Origin of the sequence: Synechococcus sp. GEYO (assembly GCF_900473955.1) — a bacterium.
Classification (GTDB): domain Bacteria; phylum Cyanobacteriota; class Cyanobacteriia; order PCC-6307; family Cyanobiaceae; genus Synechococcus_C.
The window spans coordinates 137,822-154,679 of the sequence record NZ_UCNL01000003.1 but is presented as its reverse complement, the minus strand read 5'-3'; the positions used below and the strand labels follow the sequence as shown (position 1 = coordinate 154,679).

The window sequence follows — 16,858 nt, the reverse complement described above, 5'->3', positions numbered from 1 at the left end:
TCATCTTTGAACTTCAGCTCTAGCCTGGAGCGTGAGCAGCGGTTCTGGTCATTCGATGTTCAACAGACTGGCCTGGCCTCTGCTGATTCTTGTTCCCATGGTCAGCGTTTCACCGCTTCCGGCAAGGGCGCAACGCGTGGTCAAGAAACTCACTGCTGAGTGCCCGATGGGCTACATCGATATGTCAAACGGCAAGTGCAGCGCTCTCGGATTGATGAGCTACACCCTGCGCCCGGCGATGGATGAGAATTGTCCGTCTGGATGGAACCCCATGGGCGGTGGCTATTGCCGCAAGGACTGAACCAATCGCCAGATCCGCGGGACAATGTGTTGAGTGTGCGGTCAGCTTGCGAAGCAGAGCTTGGTTCATGACAGACGTCGACTATCTGATCAATCGATTTCACGAGCTGTTCAGGCGCCAGGATGCCCAGCGACAGTTGAAACGGCTGACGCTCGAGGAACAAAGGGATCAGGAGAGCAGCTCTCCTGAAGACGATGGAGAGCTGCCATAAGCGGACTGTCGTTCTCGACTCCGCCCTTGAACCGCCTTTTCAATTAGAACAGCGTTCCCGCCGGGTCTTGGGAGATCATGCGACTTCTGTATTTCGCAGCAGTATTCGCTACGGCCTCCTGGCTGATCGCTCTGCTATGGCGCAAGCTCGTCGCTGTCCGACAAGTCAATGTCATTGTTGAATCCCCTGAACGAACAGCCCAGGTCGATGCCCTCGAGAGGGCTCTGCGAGCTGAAGGTGGGCAACCCGATTCCAGTGCAAGTGACGATCAGGAGTTGTCCTGACGGTTGATGGCTTGAAGCCAGATCGATCACGCATTTCCTTTATGGTCTGTGTGCTCCGATCTGGAAGCTGGTTAAGGTCTTTTTAGATCGATGAAGCCAATGGCTGCCGGGACAACGGCTTGGGATCGTCTTGGCTCGCACCTTCACGAAACCCAGGTTATGGATTCCATAACCAGGACGCTCTACTGGGATCAAAACACCCGAATGCCAAGCGGTGGTGCAGCTTGGCGGGGTGAGCAACTGGCTCTGCTGGCTCGCCAGCTCCATGCACGCCAGAGCTCTGAGCACTATGCGGAGCTGATCGCGGAAGCCCGGGATGAGTGGCGAACCCGCTCCAACAGTGGAGATCCCCCTGAGATTGTCACTGGCCAGGCCCGCAACCTGGATCTGCTTGAGCAGGATCTCCAGCGGCAGCAGGCACTGGATCCTGATCTTGTCAGTGCTCTTGCCACTGCAAAATCCCAGGGTTACGACCTTTGGCAACAGGCCCGCAGGACTTCTGACTTTGCTCTGTTTGCACCAGCTCTTCGTCTGATGGTGGAGCTGCGGCAGGAACAGGCCCGTCAGCTGGCGGAACCGCGAAGTTGCTGGGAAACCCTCGCGCAGCCGTTTGAGCCTGACCTTACGCTTCAGCGGCTTCAGAATCTGTTCGCGCCGCTGCGCAGACGTTTGCCTGAGTTGTTGGAGCAACTCAAGGGCAGTCCAAGACCGTCGTCTCTCAGCTGGGACTTGCCCGCATCGACTCAGCAGCAACTCTGTGATCAGCTCCTCCGCGACTGGGGCAGGGACAAACGGATCACATGCGTCGCGGCGTCGCCACACCCCTTTTCAATCACATTGGGTCCTCGCGACTTCCGCATCACCACGCGTGTAGTGGCTGGTCAGCCTTTGTCCTGTTTTCTGGCCACAGCCCATGAGTGGGGCCATTCGTTGTACGAGCAGGGACTGCCGACCTCTGCGCATCAGTGGTTCGCCTGGCCTCTCGGTCAGGCCACGTCGATGGCCGTGCATGAAAGTCAGTCGCTGTTTTGGGAAAACCGGGTAGCCCGCAGTCAACCCTTTGCAGAACTCTGGTGGGAACGCTTTGCCGCTGCGGGTGCACCTCTGGGATCGTCGTCGGATCTGTGGAAGGCGATGAATCCGGTGGCTCCCGGTTGCAACCGGGTGGAAGCGGATGAACTCAGCTACGGACTTCACATCCTTGTGCGAACCGATCTTGAGCTGGCTCTGCTGGAAGAGGGTCTGCCGGTGGAGGATCTCCCGAGCGAATGGAACCGTCGTTATCGCGAATTGCTGGGGGTCACCCCTGCAGATGATGCGCAGGGCTGCCTCCAGGATGTGCACTGGAGCGAAGGTCTGTTTGGTTATTTCCCCTCCTATCTGCTTGGGCACCTGGTGAGCGCGCAGTTGAGTGAGGCAATGACGTCGGCGATTGGGTCTCCCGAAGAGCATGTTCGCCGTGGTGATCTCAGTGTCATGCTCGGTTGGCTTCGAGACAACGTCCATCCCATCGGGCGAGCCCTCAATGCTGAACAGCTCGTCAAGCAGGTCTCCGGCCGATCTCTCTCAAGTGATCCCTTCCTGAACTACCTGGAAGCGAAGCTGGAGCGGTTGTTCACCATCCGGGCTTAACCCTCAGCCCCGAGCTTTGTGCTGAATCAGCCTGCGGTGAATGCTAGAGCTGCACCATACGGTTAAGCACGAAGCTGCGTTGAGACGTGCTCGTAATATCACCGCTCCGAACGCCGTCTTCCATGGCCAATCTCGACCAGGCTCCGAGCCGCAGCATGCCGAACCTGCTGCATGTGCTGCCGGCCTTTGCTGACGAATCCGAGTTGCGTCTGAACACGATCGTGGAGCTCAACTCGAACACGATCAACAAGTACGAGCTGATCACCGAGACCGGTCATCTGAAGTTGGATCGGGTTGGTTATTCCTCCTTGGCCTATCCCTTCGCTTACGGCTGCATTCCTCGGACCTGGGATGAGGACGGAGATCCACTTGATATTGAGATCGTCAATGTCACTGAGCCTCTGGTTCCAGGTTCGATCGTTGAAGCTCGAATCATCGGCATCATGACCTTTGATGATGGTGGTGAAGTTGATGACAAAGTCATCGCTGTGCTGGCTGATGACAAGCGCATGGATCACATCAAGAGCTTTGAGGATCTTGGTGATCACTGGAAAAAGGAAACCACCTATTACTGGGAGCATTACAAGGATCTGAAGAAGCCAGGAACCTGCACCGTGAACGGATTCTTCGGTACGGACAAAGCCATTGAGATCATCAAGACCTGTGAGGCTCGTTATATGGCTGAGATCGATCCCAAGCTCGTGGATTGATCTACGCGTTCAGCGAGTTCAACATGATGCTGCCCACCCATTCCCGGATTGCCAAGGTGCTGATGCAAGTCACCTGGATTGTGGGTGGCATCGGTCTCTTCTTTGGATTTAATGCTCTGTCTTTAGGCCAGATTGCTTCTGCCGTTCAGTGGGTAGCGCTCTGGTCAGTTGGTGGTGTGGGGCTGTTGTCATTCGTCCGTCATGCCGTGTTTCATCACAGCGATGCGGTGCGGATGGGCTGGGATCTCGGCAAGCGCAATGATTTCCAGATCGAGGTGGGATTCGCCAATCTCGCCTGGGGTGTGGTCGCTTTGGTCGCCTCGTGTCTGGACTGGGGAACCATGACTCTTGGTTCGCTCATCCTGGTGTTCGGCATCTACATGCTGCAGGCCGCGGTGTTGCATCTTTTTGATCGTGAACGCAATTCTCAGCATCTGAGAGCAGGACGCCATCTCATCAATCTTGCCTTTGCTGTTTTTCTGCTCTGGTTTGCCTTTTCGGTGCTGCCCTGAAGAGGCAGGACACCGCAGGCTTTGCTGCAGTCAGTGATGGATTGAAGAGGTTTCTTCAGAAAGTCCTCCACTGGTATGCGGTTTTTCCTCCGACCAGTGGATACGTTGAGACCAGTGAGTCTTGGCTGTCTGGTAATGCGTCTCAAGTGCGTTGGCTGTTCTCCTCTGGCGGCTTTTGGGGCCGTTTCCTTGGCTCTGGTTGCATCGGGTCCAGCGGTTGCTTCGCCTCAGCTGCAGACACCGTTGTTTGCTTCAGCGACAGTGCATTCCGTAAATGCTGAGACCAGCATTCACCTCGATCTCAAGCAGCGACGCATCAGTGTGATCCGCGCTGGTGAGTCCATCGGGCGCTGGCCTGTGGCGATTGGTGATCCCAAGACTCCAACTCCGACGGGTGTGTTCCGGGTCGAGACCAAGCTTGTCAATCCTCAGTACGAAAGCACGAAATCCGGCCGGGTTCATCCTGTTACAGGGCCTGCGAGCCCACTTGGGCATCGCTGGATCGGCTTCCTACAGCAGGGACCCAACCAATTCGGAATTCATGGAACCCCCTGGCCTCATTGGGTGAAAATCCGCGCGGCGGTGTCTAATGGCTGCGTCCGCATGCTCAATGCTCACGTTCAGAAGCTTTACGAGCTGGTGGACGTGGGGACGCCAGTGATGATCACCCGCTGATTTTTGTCAGGCTTCGGGGCGAACCGAGGCAAAGATCTCCTTCAGGATCTCGCCTGCACCTTGAGATTTCAGGTCTGCTGCGAGCTTCAGTCCCACATCCTCAGGATTGCCGAGGGGGCCACGGCGTTCATCACGGATCATTCGCTTGCCATCCAAGCTGGCCACCATCCCGGTGAGAACCAGTTCATGGCCATCAATGCGGCTGTTCACTCCAATCGGCACCTGGCAGCCGCCTTCAAGTTCCCGGAGGAAAGCCCGCTCCGCCAGGCATCGTCCGCTGGTGGGGCCATGCTCAAGCACTTGAATGATGTTGAGAACATCTTTGTTGTCTGTGACACATTCAATGCCAAGGGCTCCCTGTCCCACGGCATGGAGTGAGATGTGGCCAGGAATGATCTGGTGGATCCGATCTCCGAATCCGAGTCGACTCAGGCCTGCCGCCGCGAGGATCAGGCAGTCGTAGCCACCAGCATCCAGTTTCTCGAGTCGGGTAATGACGTTGCCGCGAACGTCCTTGAACTGAAGATGGGGGAAGTGGTACCGCAGCTGAGCCAATCTCCGCAATGAGCTGGTGCCGACGACGGATCCCTCCGGCAGCGTTTCCAGGGTGTAATCAGCGTTCTTGCTGTTCACAACCAGGGCATCCGCGGGATCTTCCCGCTCGGTGATGCAACCGAGCATCAGCCCATCGGGCAGGTTGGTGGGTAGATCCTTGAGCGAATGCACGGCGATCTCCGCTCGACCCACCAGCATCTGGGCCTCCAGTTCCTTGGTGAACAGGCCCTTGTCGCCGATTTTCGCCAGGGCCACATCCAGGATTTTGTCGCCCTGAGTGGCCATGGCCTCCACTGAAATCGCCAGGCCTGGGTGGGCTTTCTCCAGTTCGGCTTTCACCCAGTTGGTCTGCACCATGGCCAGCTGGCTGCGGCGGGAGGCGATGCGCAGTTGCTCGAGAGCCATGGGCACTTTGAAACAGCCATTCAGCCTACGGAGTCGAAGGCCCAGTTCCGTTCAAGATTTCACAGAATGCATGCCCGCGGTCGCTTCTAGGCCTTCCAGCTCAGCGGCACCGCCCACTCTCCAAGGCGAGCAGCTTTACGATCTAGGCGTTTTCGAGGGTCGCAATGCCTGGTCCTGTGGTCAACGGGGTGAAGCTGAGCCAGTCATCCGCCGGCTCCTCTTTGGCTCAGGCGGATGAATCGGTACCTTTCTTGCCTTTGTTGAGTGAGGGATCGATTCGACTGGTCTTGCTAACGAGCGGAGTGATGCTGGTGGCACGCCTCAGGCAGACCACTGATTCCGATGGCGATCGGGCTTATCAGTTGATCCGGCCCCTGCGGCTGGAAAAGCATGATGACTCAGGACCGTGGTCCCTGCACTCCTATCTGGCTGGCTTAACGCCTCAGCGCAATGTTGTGATGCTTAAGGCTGCAGTCGCAGCACTGCTAGAACCTGAAGCACGCATTCTTCAGGCCTATACCCGTTCCACTAACCAGGAATGTCCTCCATCGGAAACGCCCGTTGAGCGCTTGAAGAAGGCATTTCAGGAATTTACCGACAGCATTGAGTCGCACTGAATGGTTGAGGCCTGAGGAAGATTTCAATAAAAAAGGAGGCCATTGGCCTCCTTTCTTATTGATCTGAGAGTTGCTGTGATGCAATCACTTGATGTATTCCTTCAGGACCCCGTTCCGGTTGGGATGCCTCAGCTTGCGCAATGCCTTGGCTTCGATCTGACGGATCCGCTCACGGGTGACATCGAAGATCTGACCGATCTCCTCAAGGGTTTTCATTCGCCCATCATCAAGGCCATAACGCAGGCGTAGAACGTCGCGCTCTCTCGGACTGAGGGTGGCCAGCACGCCTTCCAGATCCTCACGTAAGAGGTTTTTGGCGACGTCCTGCTCCGGATTCTCGATGTCGGCTTCGATGAAGTCGCCAAGGCGGGAATCCTCTTCTTTGCCAATTGGAGTCTCAAGGGAGATCGGAAGCTGGGCGCTCTTGGCGATGAAGCGCAGCTTTTCAATGGTCATTTCCATTGATTCTGCGATCTCTTCTTCCGTCGGTTTGCGGCCAAACTCCTGGCTGAGCACTTTGGTGGTCTTCTTGATGCGGGAAATGGTCTCGTAGAGGTGGACTGGGAGGCGAATCGTTCGACTCTGATCAGCGATGGCCCGTGTGATGGCCTGGCGAATCCACCAAGTGGCGTACGTGGAGAATTTGTAGCCCTTCTCGTGGTCGAATTTCTCCGCGGCACGAATCAGGCCCAGACTGCCTTCCTGGATGAGGTCCTGGAAGCTCAGGCCCCGATTCATGTATTTCTTGGCGATTGACACCACAAGACGCAGGTTCGACTGAACCATTTTTTCCTTGGCCCGACGGCCGAGCATCAGTCGGCGGCGGAAACGAATCAACGGCATCTCCACCAATGCCGCCCACTCCTTGTTGTCAGGTTCGCGGCCGTTGTCGCTTTCGAACTGGGCCGCCAGCTCCTCGAGGTAGAGAAGATCGGCGATTTTTCTGGCCAGTTCGATTTCTTCGTCTGGGCGCAACAGGCGGATCCTGCCGATCTCCTGCAGGTAAACCCTGATGGAATCTTCGGTGTAGACCCCTTTGGGGCCAACCTTGATGCTCGCCAAAACTTTTGCCTTGGCGTCTGCTTTGGCTTTCTCCTCCTTGCTCGCAGAAGGGTTGCCGGAGGTCTTGGCCAGTAACTGATCAGCGGCAGCATCAAGATCAGCGGGCTTGACAGCGGCCTTGCTCTTGGCACTAGTTGCGGAAGCAGAGGTTTTCGCGCTTTTCGTTGTCTTGGCCGTCTTGGCAGCTGCTGCGCTTTTGGCTGCTGTCCCGCTCTTGGCTGCGCTGCTCTTGGTGGTCGGTTTCGATTTCGCGGCGGCTTTCGTTGCAGACGACTTTGCAGTTGAAGTCTTGGACTCCGACTTGGTCTTCTTGCTCACACCCTTCGCCAGTCCTTTGGAATCCGCCAGCATCACGATGGATGGAGCCGCCTTGGACGACGCCGCTTTGGAAGAGGCCGTCTTGGGCGCTGCAGCGGTGGGCTGAGCTGACTTGCTCGCAGCAGGACTCATGGGGATTGGGATGGTGAGGGTGTACGGAACTAACGCAGTCAACTAGAACGCGACCAAGCTCGGCCTGGAGGCGCATCACGGCTTTCAGATCTGCCCCAAACAGAGGGGTAGACAACTAAGACAGTGATCGAGAATCAATTGGTGGGCTTTGGGCTGGGGCAGGGCTGTCAGGGGCGTTCGCAGACCGGTCGGCCGACGGGATGAACCCTGGCTCGAGCTTCGTGTCTTCCCACTGGACGGAACTCTGCTCTGTTCCGACAACAGCTGTTGAGCTGTCCAACATCTGTATCTTAAGAAAAACATGTGATGTCGGCAACCCCTGTCAACCAATCCTCCAGTCCTCCTGCCGCGCAGTCATTCTTGGAAGTCGATGTCTGGCTGGAGGCCGGTCGTGACGGGCGTACTTTTAGCTATTGCGACAGCCTGAGTCTCGGTGTGGGATTGGGCGATCTTGTGGCGGTCCGGCTGCGAGGTCGTCGACTGCAGGGGTTGGTCACGGGCTGTCGATTGATCACAGCAGAGGCGAATTCTGCTGAAAGAGATGGTGTACAGCTCAACCCCGTTGAAGAGCTGGTGCAGCGCGCTGCAGTCGACCCATCCTGGCGGTCATGGCTCGATGCGATGGCGGTCCTTTGTCATACCAGTCCCTTTCGCATGCTTAAGGCGGCATTACCTCCGGGATGGCTGGGCCAACGGCCCGGCTCGGACCCTGCCTTGCGCATGCTCTGGTGGATTGACCGGCTTGAGGCTGCTGATCCCTTTGCTCTTCCGAAGTCCACCAGGCAGAGCGCACTGCTGGCAGAGCTCGAACGCCGAGGCGGTGGCGCCTGGCAGCGTGACCTGCTGGCGGAGGGGTTTCAGTCGGGCACGGTCAAGAGCCTGGAGAGCAAGGGCCTGATCCGCCGGCAACGCAAATCGGAGAGCGGCCCTCGTGCATCAGACCAGTCAGCAGCCAGGGCTGCTGAGCTGGAGTCACCGCGCTCGCTGACCGATGAGCAACAGTCTGTGGTCGACAGGTTTCAATCACTTCCTGAGGGTGGAGGTCTGCTGCTCTGGGGTATCACCGGCTCCGGCAAGACCGAGGTCTACTTGCAGCTGGCAGCAGCAGAGCTGGTGGCTGGCCGTCACGTTCTGCTGCTCACTCCCGAGATCGGCTTGATTCCCCAGCTCGTGGATCGTTGCCGACAGCGTTTCGGAGAGAGGGTTCTGGAATATCACAGCGGTTGTACCCCCCGTGAGCGGGTTCGCACCTGGCGTCGCTGTCTCGAGAGCGGCGATCCCGTGGTGGTGGTGGGCACGCGCTCCGCTGTGTTCCTTCCCCTGCGCCCGCTAGGCCTTTTGGTGCTGGATGAAGAACATGACAACTCCTACAAGCAGGACTCACCCATGCCCTGCTATCACGCAAGGGTCATGGCTTCAGAGCGGGTCAAGCTGCAGGGCGGCCGTCTGCTGCTTGGCAGCGCGACACCTTCGCTCGAAAGTTGGAGTCGTCTCCAGCCTCACGGATCTTTGGTTCTTGCAAGGCTGCGCTCGCGGATTTCCAGCCAGCCATTGCCACCTGTCCGGATCATCGACATGCGGCATGAATTAGCAGAGGGCAACAAACGCTTGATCAGTCGTGCCCTGATGGATCGGCTGGCACAGCTCCCAGAGAAAGGGGAGCAGGCTGTCGTGCTGGTGCCGAGGCGTGGATACAGCACCTTTCTGAGCTGTCGCAGCTGCGGAGAGGTGGTGATGTGTCCCCATTGCGACGTTCCTCTCACGGTTCACGGCAGTCGGGGCGCGCAGCAGTGGCTTCGCTGTCATTGGTGTGACCATCGAGCACCCATCACACCCGCATGCTCGTCATGCGGTTCCCTGGCGTTCAAGCCCTTTGGTGCAGGCACACAACGGGTGTTGGAGCGTCTTGGCGAGGAACTCAGTGACCTGCGTCTGCTGCGGTTCGATCGCGACACCACAGGCGGTCGTGATGGTCACCGCAGACTGCTGGACCAGTTTGCGGAGGGTGAGGCTGATGTGCTGGTAGGAACGCAGATGCTGGCCAAGGGGATGGACCTGCCACGCGTGACTCTGGCAGCAGTGCTTGCCGCCGATGGTCTTTTGCATCGACCCGATCTGAGGGCTGGAGAGCAGTGCCTGCAACTTCTGCTTCAACTCGCTGGCCGGGCTGGGCGCGCGGAGAAGCCCGGTGAGGTGCTGGTTCAGACCTACAGCCCTGACCACCCAGTGATCCGACACCTGGTGGATGGTCGTTACGAACGTTTTCTGGAGGAGGAATCGACCCTGCGCCGCGAAGCCGGATTGGTTCCCTTTGCGCGGGCTTGCCTGATTCGCCTTTCGGGAGAGTCCGCGAGCGATACGGCGACTGCGGGAACCCTGCTGGCTGAACGGATTCGTGCAGGCTGTGCCGCTGCAGGCTGGCAACTGCTGGGTCCTGCACCTGCGCCTGTGGCTCGGGTGGCGGGCCGCAGTCGCTGGCAGCTGCTTCTCCATGGTCCCCAGGACAGTGAGATCCCCCTGCCCCCCGGTACCGGTCTTTGGGAAGGGCTCCCCAAAGATGTTTCCCTTGCCGTTGACCCGGATCCTCTGCAGCTTTGAATCAGGACGGCAGCTCGGGATAGCCGAAGCCGAGTCGAACGCGCATGGACTGGAGCAGAAAACTCAGCAGCAGCAGCAGGCCGATTAGCACACTGCCCAGTCCGAGCGGGCTCCACTGCCAGCGGCGGATCTGCAGTTGATTGACGCTGCCGCTGTCGAGGACCCAGAGCAGAACATCCCCTTTTAACCGACCGGTCATGGGACTGCTGTTGACCTGTTGGAGGTCATGGACAGGGGTGATACTGACCTGCAGATCTCCTGCGGGGAACTCGGCGAGGGGTGAGAGGTCCAGGCGCAGATTCAGTTGCTGCTGCACTCCGATCAACCAGTTTTTCTCCACGATTGACAGGTCGGGTTTGGGAAGGGTCACGCCCGCGCTGCGTCCAGCCAGCTCCACACTGCTGCGCATCAGCCTGGCGGCCTGGTCGGAACCCAGGGTGGGGCTGATCAGGTTGAGAGAGCCCGTTCGGTCTTTCTGCACTGTCCAGTTCAGGCCTTCGGTACGCAGCGCCTTGGCGAAGTTCTGCTGCCAGGGAAGGCTGTGGCCACTGAGGCTGTTGATCCGCCAGCTCATCGCCAGGCGATCGGGACCCGCCAGATCAATCTCTGCTTTGACTCGCACGCATCCGCTGAGCAACAGGGTCAGCCCGAGCAGCACTGTCAGCACCAGCACGGCAAAACCTGCTGATGGGGCCTGGGTGGGACCGGTTGGTGGAGGAGGGGGTGGAGTGGGCTTTCGCCGTCGGCTGCTGCTGGGGATCCCTTTCCCAATGCGGGGAGCCATGTCCAGCGTCGGTAACTGCATCGACCAGCGAGCAGGACGCTCAAGGCTTGGAGCCTCGAGCACACTCAGCAACTGACGAGCCCGGTTGCGTAAATCAGGATCCCTGCAGCGTGTGAGCAGACGACAGGTGGCGATTGCTTTGCGTTCCTCGCCCTGTCCCATCCAGGCCGTCACCATCACCATGCGGATGGCAGCTCCTTCGGGTTCAGTGATCGGGTTGGCGGCGGCGAGCGGTTCCAGCAGGCTTAGGCACAGGCCGTAATCACCCCGTTCGAGTGCCCGTTCGGCCGCCGCAAGACCTGTGCTCATCTCTCAGCTGCGTCCCACCACCATGGTGCCGATGCCTGCATCGGTGAACACTTCCAGCAGCAGGGCATGGGAAACGCGCCCATCCACGATGTGGGCAGCGGAAACTCCCTGGGCGAGAGCTCTGATGCAGCATTCGGTCTTAGGTGTCATCCCCCCGGCCACCACGCCCTCGTGAATCAACTGCCTGGCTTCTGAAAGCTTCAGCTGACGGATCAGAGACCCTGGATCCTCTCGGTTGCGCAGGATGCCTGGAGTATCGGTCAGCAAGATCAGCTTTTCGGCTTGCAGGGAGGCAGCAACTTCGCCCGCCACAGTGTCGGCGTTGATGTTGTGGGCCACTCCATCGGGATTGGCGGCCACGCTGGAGATCACGGGCACATAACCGCGTTCCAGCAGGGCTTCGAGCACGTCGGGGTTGACCTTGGCCACATCGCCGACCATCCCGTGGCTGCCATCTCCCCAGGCGCGGGCTTCAACCAGACTGCCGTCACTGCCGCTCAGGCCGACCGCTTTGGCGCCAAGTCGGTTGAGTCCGTTCACGATCTGTTTGTTGACTCGCCCGACCAGGACCATTTCCACCACGTCCATCGTTTCAGGGTCGGTCACACGCAAACCGTCTCTGAATTCCGGCGCGATGGCCAGTCGCTTCAACCAGTGATTGATCTCTGGCCCACCGCCGTGCACAACAACCGGCTGAACTCCGACACTGCAGAGCAACGCCAGGTCTCTGAATACGGCGGATTGCAGTTCGGCATGGGCCATGGCTGCACCGCCGTACTTGACCACGATCCTGCGGCCTGCGAATCGCTGGATATACGGAAGAGCCTCACTCAGAACAGAGACCCTGAGGGCATCATCCATTCGCCACTTCTCCGGATTCACCTTGCTGATCCAATGTCGACACACCCACTGGCAGAAGCAGCAAATCCAGTCGGTCTCCACTCAGAGGTTTGATGGTTGCCTCGAGGCCCTTGGCAAAAAAGCGGCTCAGTCGGTCTCTTCGCTCCTGCCAGGTCTCAAGAGGAACGGCCTCGCAGGCGAAACGCAATCGCAGTCCGTAATGGCCGCTTTGAATGATCTCCTCAATCTCCAGCAGCTGAGGAGGGTTGTCTTCATCCCAGAGCTTGAGAGATTCCAGAGAGCTTTCCAGATGGGCTTTCTGGCCATAGCGCCAACGCGTGACATCGCCGAGAAGTTTTCCCAGTTCTGGAGTGGCAGCCTCACGTTCTCCTTTGAATTGGGCTTTGGGCGTGACGCGCTTGGTCGGTGGTAATTCCGATGACTTCAAGGCCAGTCCACCCAGCAGGATCGGAATGCCGTAAAAAATTGTCGGAAGGCTCAAGTTGGCGGCGCCGGTCCCGTAGGCCACAGCACCCACCACGGTGAGCACACCTCCGGCGATGGTGACCAGGCTTCCTGGCGAGAGCAGATCGTTCATGCGGCATTGGAAGTGGCGCCATTCTGACCGTGCGGGGTTCAGGATGGATGGGCCTGCGGCCGCAGTTGATGGACAGCACCCGAGCACAAGACCAGGATCAGAACGCAATGGAGGATGCAATGGCGCTGATTCAGCAGCTTGAGCAGGACAGGGCCTGGTTGCTGGAACAGATTGACCGGGGGCGATGGCAGGAATTTCGCCTGGACCTTGCCGCACTCGAGCGTGAGCTGGGCCAGCTGTTACAGCGTGCTTCAGAGCATTTCAGCTACGGCGCCGATCAGCGCTGAACAGAATTTGCTGTGGTTCAGAACGGGATGTCATCCGTGTCTGGAACCAACGGCGCGGTATTCCACTGCGCTACAGGTTCTTGCGCAGCTGTGGGCGCAGCAGCAGCTTCAGTCCGTTTCGCAGGAGCTGACGCTGCAGGTTGGGCTGGAGCTGTGGAGCCTGCACCAGCCGAAACCGGGTGCAGCCGGGCGAGCGTGAATTCAGCGCGTTTTTCCTTGGTGCCGTCCTGACGTGGCACCGTGTTCATCCGAAGTCTGCCCTCGATCAGTAGGCGCTGGCCCACCTGCACGCGATTTTGCAGATCCTGGGCAAGATTGCCCCATCCCACCACCTTCAGTTGACCTCTGGGATCATCGGGACGCAACGCATCAAAACCAACCTCCATTTCAGCGATTGGCGTCTGATTGTCTTGGGTGTATCGCAGGGTGGGAGCCTGAAGAACATCCACCTCAAGTACGCAGTGATTCATCCTCGGCCTGGTCGGTGAGCGCCATCCTGATGCACCGCTGGCGGAATCGCCAGAACCATGTGCTGGTCTTTGCCGGAACCGGCGAGGGACCAGGAATCGTGAGGACTCTGCTGGAGTCTGGTCACCGCGTCAGTATCAGTGTTGTCAGTGCAGCTGCGGCAAGGGCTTATGCCGGCATGCATCTGGATGACCTGCATGTGGGGCCATTCCCATCTCAAGACCCTCTCGAGCAACATCTGGCAGCGAGGGGTGTGACATTGGTCCTGGACGCGACCCATCCCTTCGCTCTGCAGATCAGTGCTCAACTCCAGTTGGCCTGCTCCAGGTGCAATCTGCCGCTGCTTCGATTCGAACGGCCTGACCACGCCGTGTCGGATGAATCACTGCTCGCAACAGTCAGTGATCTCTCGGACTGTGCTCTTGCAGGCCACCATCTGCTTCTTGCCGTCGGCGCGCGGCAGCTGGCCGCCGCAGCGACGGCAGCCAGGCTCGCAGGAGCCTTGGTTCATGCCAGGGTGCTGTCGACACCTGAAGCCATCCGCCAGGCTGGTCTTGCGGGCTTGTGTGGCGAACGGCTGGCTGTGTTGAGGCCTGGGACCGGTGATCGTACTGGGGGGGTTGAAGCGGCACTCTGTCGTCGCTGGCAGATCAGCGATGTGCTTTGTCGTCAGTCGGGTGGAGCTGCGGATCAACTCTGGAGTGATCTGGCCCGTCGCCAGTCCATTCGTCTCTGGAAGCTGAAACGACCCAACCCGATGCCCGGAGTTGACGTGGTTTATAGCTTGAACCAGTTGTGTCGACAGCTGGATGCCCATGTCAACGGACCTGAGAGTGGTCCTCACCACGGAGGCTGATCAGATCAAGGCCGATGCGCTTGCTGAGCAATTGATCACCCGTCGGTTGGCTGCTTGTATCACCTCCATGCCAGTGCACTCCTGTTATCGCTGGCAGGGGAAGATTGAGCGTGTGCAGGAAGTGCAGTTGCTGATCAAGACAAGCTCTGATCGACTGGAAGAGCTGCTTTCAGCTCTGGAGGCACTGCACAGCTACGACACTCCCGAAATTCTCCTGATGGCCGCACAGGCTGGAGCTGCCTATGCGGCGTGGGCGCTGGGTGCTCTCAGTCCAGATGCTGCTTCTGCAGCTCTGGAAGCGAGACCTGGGAACGAGCACCCAGCTGGGTGACGATCTGGCCGGCACACAGTGCTCCCAGCTGACCGCAGCGCTCCAGTGAATGGCCCTGGGTGAAGGCATGCAGAAATCCTCCGGCGTAGAGATCACCGGCACCAGTGGTGTCAACCAGTTCGCCGAGTCCGTAGGTTCCGATGTCCCAGCGCTGATCGCCGCTGAGAACAATGGATCCGTCGCTTCCGCGTGTCACCGCCGTCACCGAGCAACAACCGCGCACCTTCTCGATTGCGGTGTCGAAGTCTTCGGTTTGGTAGAGGGATTTGATCTCCACTTCATTGGCGAACAGCACATCGACATGACCGTTCACCAGCTCGAGAAAGCTTTCTCTGTGGCGATCCACGCAGAAGCCATCGGAGAGGGATAGCGCGACTTTCCCGCCGGCGGCACGGCAAGCCTCCGCGGCCGCAATGAAGGCCCTTTTGGCTGCAGGGCTGTCCCAGAGGTAGCCCTCGAGGTAGAGCACTTTCGTCTCCTTGACCATCGAAAGGTCGAGATCCTCCGGCTCAAGCTGAGTTGATGCACCGAGGAAGGTGCACATCGTGCGCTCTGCGTCCGGTGTCACATAAATCAGACAGCGTGCGGTGGTCGCGCCTGTGGTGGCGGAGGGGGTCTCAAATCGAGTGCCTACGGCACGAATGTCGTGGCTGAAGATCGATCCAAGCTGGTCATCTCGCACCCGACCGATGAACCCGGTTCGGCCGCCAAGCTGAGCGATACCGACCATGGTGTTGGCGACCGATCCGCCGGAGGTTTCCAGTCCAGGACCACTGGACTTGTAAAGAGCTTCTGCCTGCTGTTCATCGATCAGGCACATTCCTCCTTTCTGCAGTCCGTGCTCACTGAGAAAACCGTCTTTTGTCTGGACCAGTACATCCACGATGGCGTTGCCGATTCCCACCACATCCAGGGACGCGTTGGGCTGGAAACGGGAGGATTCGGCCATGAACAAACTGGTATTGACTGCGGCAGTCTTACGCCTGATGGGCTCTGCCGGAATCAGGCACTGAGCAGTGCCCGTTTTGGACCGTGGATTGGATCCTCAACAACGATGGTCTGATCGCGACCGGCACCCAGTGACACGATGGCGATCGGAACCTCCATCAGATCGGCCAGGAAGCGCAGGTACGCCATGGCTTTTTCGGGGAGATCCTCAAGCGTGCGGCATTCAGCGGTTGAACACTGCCAGCCCGGGAGCGTTTCGAAAATCGGTTGACAGCGGGCGAACTCCTCTGCACAGGAAGGGAAGTATTCGATCCTTTCCCCATCCAGTTCATACGCCACACAAACCTGAAGTTCGTCGAGTTCGTCCAGCACATCGAGCTTGGTGACGGCCAGGCAATCAAGGCCGTTCACGCCAACGGCGTAGCGTCCGATCACACCGTCAAACCAACCGCAGCGGCGGCGGCGGCCGGTGGTGGTGCCGAACTCACCACCTCGGTCGCAGAGATGATCATTGAGGCTGCCATCGAGTTCGGTGGGGAATGGCCCTTCCCCAACTCTGGTTGTGTAGGCCTTGGCCACACCGATCACTCGGTCGATCAGGGTCGGACCCACGCCAGCCCCAATGCAGGCGCCGCCTGACACAGGGTTGGAAGACGTCACATAGGGATAAGTGCCGTGGTCAAGGTCGAGCAGCGTTCCCTGTGCGCCCTCGAAGAGAATGTTTTTGCGACCGCGTGCTGCCTTGTGAATCTCGCGGGTGCAGTCCACCACATGGGGAGCCAGCCGTTTGCCGTAGGCCAGATATTCACTGATCACCGCTTCCGCATCGAGCGGCTCCACGTCATAGATAGTCTGCAGCAGCTGGTTCTTCTCCTTCAGTGGGCCTTCAAGGCGGTCACGCAGACGTGCTTCGTCGAGAAGATCGATGACCCGTATGCCGCTTCTCTGAGATTTATCCGCGTAGGTGGGACCGATGCCCCGTCCCGTGGTTCCGATGCGTCGATCGCCGCGCTGCTTCTCCATCGCCTGGTCGAGCAGGCGGTGGTAGGGCATGGTCACATGCGCTGTGGAGGAGAGCTTCAGCCCAGCGATGTCGATCCCGTTCTCGATCAACATGTCGAGTTCGCCAAGCATCACTTTGGGATCGACGACGGTTCCTGAACCGATCAGACAAATGGTATCGGGATAAAGAATTCCAGAGGGAATCAGGTGAAGCTTCAGAACCTGATCGTCCACAACGATGGTGTGGCCAGCGTTGACTCCGCCCTGATAGCGAACAACGACATCAGCGGAACGGCTGAGGAGATCTGTGATCTTTCCCTTCCCTTCGTCACCCCACTGCGCACCGATGACGACAACATTGGCCAAAGACACCGCGGCCCGAAGCCGCCATTCTGCACAATCCGGAACTCTCTCAGATTCACC

19 protein-coding genes are annotated in these 16,858 nt (G+C 58.8%); 11 read left to right on the top strand and 8 right to left on the bottom strand.

Annotated elements, in window-relative coordinates:
• Positions 1 to 31 precede the first annotated feature (31 nt).
• From DXY37_RS01740 to DXY37_RS01715, 6 genes are all read left to right on the top strand, one after another.
• Positions 32 to 301, top strand: coding sequence for a hypothetical protein (locus tag DXY37_RS01740; protein ID WP_244276776.1), 270 nt, complete (start codon positions 32 to 34; stop codon positions 299 to 301).
• A gap of 67 nt (positions 302 to 368) precedes the next feature.
• Entirely contained in the window at positions 369 to 512 is a 144-nt protein-coding gene (locus tag DXY37_RS13145) for a hypothetical protein (RefSeq protein ID WP_170951739.1), read from the top strand.
• Between the two features lie 383 nt (positions 513 to 895).
• Positions 896 to 2,428, top strand: coding sequence for a carboxypeptidase M32 (locus tag DXY37_RS01730; RefSeq protein WP_115125074.1), 1,533 nt, complete (start codon positions 896 to 898; stop codon positions 2,426 to 2,428).
• A gap of 122 nt (positions 2,429 to 2,550) precedes the next feature.
• The gene (locus DXY37_RS01725) at positions 2,551 to 3,138 is read left to right on the top strand and encodes an inorganic diphosphatase (RefSeq protein WP_115125073.1); all 588 of its coding nucleotides are present in this window, start codon (positions 2,551 to 2,553) and stop codon (positions 3,136 to 3,138) included.
• Between the two features lie 23 nt (positions 3,139 to 3,161).
• Positions 3,162 to 3,650 (top strand): DUF6790 family protein, encoded by a 489-nt coding sequence (locus DXY37_RS01720; RefSeq protein WP_136975524.1) that lies wholly within the window; start codon positions 3,162 to 3,164, stop codon positions 3,648 to 3,650.
• Positions 3,651 to 3,764: 114 nt separating this feature from the next.
• On the top strand, positions 3,765 to 4,325 hold the full coding sequence (locus DXY37_RS01715) for a L,D-transpeptidase (RefSeq protein ID WP_244276775.1): 561 nt from the start codon (positions 3,765 to 3,767) through the stop codon (positions 4,323 to 4,325).
• A gap of 6 nt (positions 4,326 to 4,331) precedes the next feature.
• On the opposite strand, the gene hemC is transcribed toward DXY37_RS01715, so the two are convergent.
• Positions 4,332 to 5,285 (bottom strand): hydroxymethylbilane synthase, encoded by a 954-nt coding sequence (gene hemC, locus DXY37_RS01710; RefSeq protein ID WP_115125070.1) that lies wholly within the window; start codon positions 5,283 to 5,285, stop codon positions 4,332 to 4,334.
• Between the two features lie 164 nt (positions 5,286 to 5,449).
• Here hemC and DXY37_RS01705 point away from each other — a divergent pair, with 164 nt between their 5' ends.
• Positions 5,450 to 5,902 carry a DUF6561 domain-containing protein gene (locus DXY37_RS01705; protein WP_115125069.1) on the top strand — a complete coding sequence of 151 codons (453 nt, stop codon included), beginning with the start codon at positions 5,450 to 5,452 and terminating at the stop codon, positions 5,900 to 5,902.
• Positions 5,903 to 5,986: 84 nt separating this feature from the next.
• Here the strand turns inward: DXY37_RS01705 and rpoD are convergent, their stop codons facing one another.
• Complete coding sequence (rpoD, locus tag DXY37_RS01700) at positions 5,987 to 7,414, bottom strand: RNA polymerase sigma factor RpoD (RefSeq protein WP_115125068.1); 1,428 nt, start codon at positions 7,412 to 7,414, stop codon at positions 5,987 to 5,989.
• 306 nt (positions 7,415 to 7,720) lie between these two features.
• On the opposite strand from rpoD, the gene priA reads away from it, so the two are divergent.
• Entirely contained in the window at positions 7,721 to 10,012 is a 2,292-nt protein-coding gene (gene priA, locus DXY37_RS01695; protein ID WP_115125067.1) for a primosomal protein N', read from the top strand.
• 1 nt (position 10,013) lies between these two features.
• Here the strand turns inward: priA and DXY37_RS01690 are convergent, their stop codons facing one another.
• The 3 genes from DXY37_RS01690 to DXY37_RS01680 are packed head-to-tail and all read right to left on the bottom strand — an operon-like array spanning position 10,014 to position 12,543.
• Positions 10,014 to 11,105: a DUF3153 domain-containing protein gene (locus DXY37_RS01690; protein WP_115125066.1), complete on the bottom strand. Its 1,092-nt coding sequence runs from the start codon at positions 11,103 to 11,105 to the stop codon at positions 10,014 to 10,016.
• 3 nt (positions 11,106 to 11,108) lie between these two features.
• The gene (gene argB / locus DXY37_RS01685) at positions 11,109 to 11,966 is read right to left on the bottom strand and encodes an acetylglutamate kinase (protein ID WP_115125065.1); all 858 of its coding nucleotides are present in this window, start codon (positions 11,964 to 11,966) and stop codon (positions 11,109 to 11,111) included.
• Complete coding sequence (locus DXY37_RS01680; protein WP_115125064.1) at positions 11,959 to 12,543, bottom strand: DUF2854 domain-containing protein; 585 nt, start codon at positions 12,541 to 12,543, stop codon at positions 11,959 to 11,961. The genes argB and DXY37_RS01680 overlap by 8 nt, the downstream gene beginning before the upstream one ends.
• 68 nt (positions 12,544 to 12,611) lie before the next feature.
• On the opposite strand from DXY37_RS01680, the gene DXY37_RS01675 reads away from it, so the two are divergent.
• Positions 12,612 to 12,830 (top strand): hypothetical protein, encoded by a 219-nt coding sequence (locus tag DXY37_RS01675; protein WP_371637752.1) that lies wholly within the window; start codon positions 12,612 to 12,614, stop codon positions 12,828 to 12,830.
• A gap of 17 nt (positions 12,831 to 12,847) precedes the next feature.
• On the opposite strand, the gene DXY37_RS01670 is transcribed toward DXY37_RS01675, so the two are convergent.
• Positions 12,848 to 13,300: a single-stranded DNA-binding protein gene (locus tag DXY37_RS01670; RefSeq protein WP_115125063.1), complete on the bottom strand. Its 453-nt coding sequence runs from the start codon at positions 13,298 to 13,300 to the stop codon at positions 12,848 to 12,850.
• Positions 13,301 to 13,314: 14 nt separating this feature from the next.
• On the opposite strand from DXY37_RS01670, the gene DXY37_RS01665 reads away from it, so the two are divergent.
• Both DXY37_RS01665 and cutA read left to right on the top strand, forming a co-directional pair.
• Positions 13,315 to 14,154 carry a precorrin-6A/cobalt-precorrin-6A reductase gene (locus DXY37_RS01665; RefSeq protein ID WP_115125062.1) on the top strand — a complete coding sequence of 280 codons (840 nt, stop codon included), beginning with the start codon at positions 13,315 to 13,317 and terminating at the stop codon, positions 14,152 to 14,154.
• On the top strand, positions 14,114 to 14,485 hold the full coding sequence (gene cutA, locus DXY37_RS01660; RefSeq protein ID WP_244276774.1) for a divalent-cation tolerance protein CutA: 372 nt from the start codon (positions 14,114 to 14,116) through the stop codon (positions 14,483 to 14,485). Before DXY37_RS01665 ends, cutA begins: the two co-directional genes overlap by 41 nt.
• Here cutA and DXY37_RS01655 read toward each other — a convergent pair.
• Together DXY37_RS01655 and DXY37_RS01650 are read right to left on the bottom strand one after the other, a co-directional pair.
• Positions 14,421 to 15,434, bottom strand: coding sequence for an adenosine kinase (locus DXY37_RS01655; RefSeq protein ID WP_115125060.1), 1,014 nt, complete (start codon positions 15,432 to 15,434; stop codon positions 14,421 to 14,423). The two genes, cutA and DXY37_RS01655, sit on opposite strands and share 65 nt — an antisense overlap.
• 53 nt (positions 15,435 to 15,487) lie before the next feature.
• Positions 15,488 to 16,807 carry an adenylosuccinate synthase gene (locus tag DXY37_RS01650; protein WP_170951738.1) on the bottom strand — a complete coding sequence of 440 codons (1,320 nt, stop codon included), beginning with the start codon at positions 16,805 to 16,807 and terminating at the stop codon, positions 15,488 to 15,490.
• Between the last annotated feature and the right edge of the window lie 51 nt (positions 16,808 to 16,858).

What these genes read in the sequence shown, in the direction of transcription:
- DXY37_RS01675 (WP_371637752.1), top strand. Translation starts at nt 12,612, where the DNA reads ATGGACAGCACCCGAGCACAAGACCAGGATCAGAACGCAATGGAGGAT.
- rpoD (WP_115125068.1), bottom strand. Translation starts at nt 7,414, where the DNA reads ATGAGTCCTGCTGCGAGCAAGTCAGCTCAGCCCACCGCTGCAGCGCCC.
- DXY37_RS01720 (WP_136975524.1), top strand. Translation starts at nt 3,162, where the DNA reads ATGATGCTGCCCACCCATTCCCGGATTGCCAAGGTGCTGATGCAAGTC.
- priA (WP_115125067.1), top strand. Translation starts at nt 7,721, where the DNA reads ATGTCGGCAACCCCTGTCAACCAATCCTCCAGTCCTCCTGCCGCGCAG.
- DXY37_RS01690 (WP_115125066.1), bottom strand. Translation starts at nt 11,105, where the DNA reads ATGAGCACAGGTCTTGCGGCGGCCGAACGGGCACTCGAACGGGGTGAT.
- DXY37_RS01730 (WP_115125074.1), top strand. Translation starts at nt 896, where the DNA reads ATGGCTGCCGGGACAACGGCTTGGGATCGTCTTGGCTCGCACCTTCAC.
- DXY37_RS01670 (WP_115125063.1), bottom strand. Translation starts at nt 13,300, where the DNA reads ATGAATCACTGCGTACTTGAGGTGGATGTTCTTCAGGCTCCCACCCTG.
- DXY37_RS01655 (WP_115125060.1), bottom strand. Translation starts at nt 15,434, where the DNA reads ATGGCCGAATCCTCCCGTTTCCAGCCCAACGCGTCCCTGGATGTGGTG.
- DXY37_RS01725 (WP_115125073.1), top strand. Translation starts at nt 2,551, where the DNA reads ATGGCCAATCTCGACCAGGCTCCGAGCCGCAGCATGCCGAACCTGCTG.
- cutA (WP_244276774.1), top strand. Translation starts at nt 14,114, where the DNA reads ATGTCAACGGACCTGAGAGTGGTCCTCACCACGGAGGCTGATCAGATC.
- DXY37_RS01705 (WP_115125069.1), top strand. Translation starts at nt 5,450, where the DNA reads ATGCCTGGTCCTGTGGTCAACGGGGTGAAGCTGAGCCAGTCATCCGCC.
- DXY37_RS13145 (WP_170951739.1), top strand. Translation starts at nt 369, where the DNA reads ATGACAGACGTCGACTATCTGATCAATCGATTTCACGAGCTGTTCAGG.
- hemC (WP_115125070.1), bottom strand. Translation starts at nt 5,285, where the DNA reads ATGGCTCTCGAGCAACTGCGCATCGCCTCCCGCCGCAGCCAGCTGGCC.
- argB (WP_115125065.1), bottom strand. Translation starts at nt 11,966, where the DNA reads ATGGATGATGCCCTCAGGGTCTCTGTTCTGAGTGAGGCTCTTCCGTAT.
- DXY37_RS01680 (WP_115125064.1), bottom strand. Translation starts at nt 12,543, where the DNA reads ATGAACGATCTGCTCTCGCCAGGAAGCCTGGTCACCATCGCCGGAGGT.